This is a genomic window from Campylobacter sp. BCW_6465, assembly GCF_001762815.1.
In the GTDB taxonomy this organism is placed as follows: Bacteria; Campylobacterota; Campylobacteria; order Campylobacterales; family Campylobacteraceae; genus Campylobacter_D; species Campylobacter_D jejuni.
The window spans coordinates 1-4,405 of sequence record NZ_MJXN01000049.1; the positions used below are offsets into that span (position 1 = coordinate 1).

The following is a 4,405-nucleotide window of genomic DNA, read 5'->3' on the forward strand; positions in this document are numbered from 1 at the left end:
TAGAAGATGAAGATAGAAAACAAGAGCTTTATGTTTGTAAATTTGTGGTGGTAAATGGGGTTAAAATATGAAAATAAAAAATTTTACTTTAATTGCATCAAATCATAATTTAGAAATCGAGTTAAAAAATCTTACCAAAAATGCTAATAAAATTATTTTTATATGCAGTGATTTTGATGGATATAAAGAAGCTAAGAATTCTTTGTATAAGACACTACATACTATTGAAGATAATTTTAAAATTGATAATACAAAAACTTTTAAAATCATACATTTAAATCAAGCCAATAAAGACGAAATCACAAAAGAACAAAAATTTAGCTCTGATAAAAATTTATCTAGCATTAAAAAAATTATCTTTAATAATTTAAAATTTTTAAATAATGCAATTAATCAAAATGAAAATAAAACGCTCAATAAAATTATTGATGAAAACAATGTAGAAAATATTGAAAATTTTTTAAAAGAAATTCAAAAAGAATTAAATATATTATTAAAAAATATCAAAGAATCTAACTATTTTGAGCAAGAAATTAAACCAAAGATACAACTTACCCTAGATACACTTTTTAATACACTTTTAAAAAATATTACTCAATCTAATGATGATGAATATAAGCAAATTATTAGAGCTATAGCAAAATTTTTTATCAATATACTAGATTCTGTAACCAATCTTAAAAAACCTGTCTCTTTAGTCAAAAAAAATCCTTATGTTTTTGTTGTAAATACATTATTTGAAGCTTATAATTCTTCTGCTGAGTATCAAGAGTATAAGGAACAAAAATATTATTATGATTTTGCTTATCCACTTTTAGAGCTTATTACTAGTAAGCTTTATCCTATTATCGCTTTGTGCAATGAAGAAATTTTATCTGATGTATTAATTATAGATGATAAAGTATTATTAGATTTTTCATCTTATTCTAATGTACCTTCTATTAGTCTTTATAAAAATAGTTTTTATAAAGTTATTTTAGATGAAGAATTTCAAGGTATTTTTGATAATTTTTTAGAAAATAATCTAAAATTTGAAAATGAAAAGTTAGATAATACACTTTTAGTGAATTCTAGTTTAAATAATTTTGATACAACATTAAAAAAAGCAATCAATTTAAATATCTCTAAACTCAATCATTTCTTTTATGCAGAATATCCTGATTTAAATTCTTCCATGCTAGTAGAAATGATATTAGATAAAAAAAATACTGATCAAATCAATACAACCAAAATGGGTAAAAATTATTTGCTTATTACTAATCCACCACAGCTTAACAATGCAGGACTTTGTGAGGACTTGTATCAAAAAAAATTAGGAGCAATAATAAAAAATCGCCCCAAAGCTCTTACAAAAAATGAAAAACTTGCATTAAAAGGCGATTTTCCTAGCAAAAGAGATTATGGTTCTTATTTTATAGAAAGAGATGTTAAAAAAGAAGATGATTATGTATTGCAACTTTGTCCTTTTGTGAAACTTGATGGACAGATTTATCAAAAATATAAGGGATATTTTAATTTTTATAATCAAACATATTCTTGGATGAAACTTTATTTATTAGAACATATAAACGAACGATTAGAATATGAAAAAGTTAAGCAAGATTTTGCTTATATTGATAGCTTTTTTAAATTACCCAAAGAACTGGAAGAAATTAGCGAAAAAGAAAAAGTAAAAGTAAAAGAATATATCGGGCTTTTTAATAATTATTTAGATAATATCAATTCTTATTATGATCAAATGCAATTTTTTCTTGAGTTAGAGCCATCAATATCTAAAACATATGAAAATGTAGATTTTAAGAAATACTCACCTTTAACGGTTGTTTTATTGACTTTAACTTTGTATGTTTTACAAAAAGACTTAGCTTTTACGCAAGAATATTCTCTTGGTGTTAAAAATATTGTAATTCCAAATTTAGATTATGGCGATAAAGAAATTTCACTTAATTACCAAAGGATTAAAATACCAAATTATTTTAATGAGTATATCTTATTTATCCCTGATGATATTTATTTTTATGATAATGATAAAAAAATTTATATCTTTTTATCTAAAGAATTAAATAAAAATAAAAAAGAAGATGAAGTTATTTATTTAGATGAATTAGCCAAAGCTATGTTTGAAAATGATTTTGAAGAAGAAGATCAAACTTATGTAAATTTTTTAAAAACCTTAAATGAAAGCTTTGATGAGGAGATTGAATTTGAAGAAAATATACAAACAGACAAAACTCTTCCTTCAAAAAAAGATTTAGATAAAAGCATTCAAGATATTATGCTTGATAAAGAACTTGCAAAATTATCTATAGATATTACTTTTTTTAACATCATTAAGCAACTTTTTCCTTTTACAGAATTTTTTATGAGTCAGCCTGATTTTTTTAAAAAAATGATTTTATTTTTTATAGATTCAAGCTTAGATAAAAAGTATTATGGTAATAAATTATTTTCTAGTTTTAAAGCACATTTTTTTAAAGAACTAGGGATATTTTATGCACTTAATCCTAAAGGACATTTTATAAAAATTAATCCAAAAAGTAAAAAATCACTCAATAAGCTTTTTTTATATCAAATAGGAACAAATTATTATTATTTTAATCAATTAGAATATGCAAGTGAATTAAAAAAGTCAAAGAGTTTTTCAAGATTAGATAAAGCTAAGCAAATTCATTTGATATCAAAAGTAAGAAAACAATTAGCTATTGATTTTTCTATTAAAGTAAGTAAAAATTTAAGTGTAGATGTGTTAAAAAATTTAGCAGGATCTTTTATCGATACACTTTTGCCTACAAATTATGAAAGATTGAAAATTTTATATGAAAAACTAATGTATGAAAAATTTACTTACAATTATGATTTTCCTTTAGCTGTAAAAAAAGAAGAATATATAACCTATCCTTTATTAATAAATTCTAGATTTATGAGTTTTGATTTATCTGAGTTTATTTTTGGTTCTTTATTATGCACGGGTGGGCTTAATTATTATCCTAGTATTGCTTGTGCTACAACTTCAAGTGAAGCTAGGGAATTTGCCTTAAAAAGACTTTTATCTTATATTATTTTAGATGAAAAAAGAAGTGCTTTTATGGAAGATAAAATCAATGAAGGCAAATATATCTTAAATGATAAGGAATTTTTTGAAAAAAACAATATAGAACTTAGAAATTGTAATATATATAAGCTAGAACATTTTCAAAGAAAAGAAGAGTATAAAATACAACACCCAGTGATAAAACAACACCCTATCTTAGCTTATAATGATACTATACAAATTTTATATGAATATGCAAATGGGATTTATAATACCACTCAAGATGAAAAGGGTAAGTTCATAGAAGATAGGCAAAAAGCAAGAAGATTGATGGAAAATTTAGAAGCCATAGGACAACATAATTTAGAAGTGATGTATAAGGGGATAGAGAGAGAAAAGACAAATGATGAAAGTAAGATGGAAGAAAATGAGGAAGAAAGCGATGATATTAGTAAAATACAAGATTATTCTAATAAGTTTATAGGCAGACTAGCTACAACTATAATCATGGAAGATGGTTTATATATAGGATGAAAGGATAAAAATGAGTGAAACTTATGAAATTTATACACCTAATGGTATTATTTTAGATGTAGAAAAAAAAACGAATAAAATTTTATTAAGTGATGGGGGAGCTAAGGTAGGCAAATACACCCAAGAATATTCTAAAGCCCTTTTTGAAGCACACAATATCAAACAAAACTCCCCCTACAAAGACTATCAACCCCAATACCTAGATCCTAACTTTTATACAGGACAAAAATCCACTCTAGTTGAATTTAAAGATTGGCAAAGTATTTATTTAAAAGATCCTATTAAAGGAGCTATAGCTCCTTGGACTAAAGCAGAAAAAGCTTATTATAACTCACTAAAAACTAAAAAAGAAAGATATAAATATTTAGTTATAAGAAGTGGTATAAGAAGTGTTGTTATAGATATACCTTATGAATCTATAGGAGCTGTAGATGAAAAAGGAAATGTAGATCCTAAATATGAAGAATTATATAGAACAGTAGATGATAATAAACATAATCTAAGATCAAGTTTATTTCATAATGAATGGGGTATGGCAGCAGGAATATTAGGTGATTATAAATACCTAGCTAATGATATGTCTCAAAATGGTTTTAATGCAAGATTTATCCAAGCTACTATACTTTATATACAATTAAGTGGAGGAAGTAGTATATTAGATAAACCTAATTTATTAGGTGCTATTTATGGTTATGCAGATATTGCAGTAGGAAGTGGTTTAGTAGGAGTGCATAAAAATCCTTTAAGAGAACAAGAAATTAAAACCTTAGCTAAGACTTTAAAACCTGATGAATTTGGTATGCTTCCTTTTATAGATGAGATTATGGGAGTAGATTGGGT

The 4,405-nt window shown here is 24.5% G+C and carries 1 protein-coding gene and 1 pseudogene; both read left to right on the forward strand.

Annotation, left to right across the window (positions count from 1 at the left end; all coding sequences use genetic code 11):
* The first annotated feature begins 67 nt into the window (after positions 1-67).
* Positions 68-3,565, forward strand: coding sequence for a hypothetical protein (locus AJ886_RS03370; protein ID WP_070287129.1), 3,498 nt, complete (start codon positions 68-70; stop codon positions 3,563-3,565).
* A gap of 10 nt (positions 3,566-3,575) precedes the next feature.
* Positions 3,576-4,405: pseudogene (locus AJ886_RS03375) on the forward strand (hypothetical protein); the annotation flags it as partial.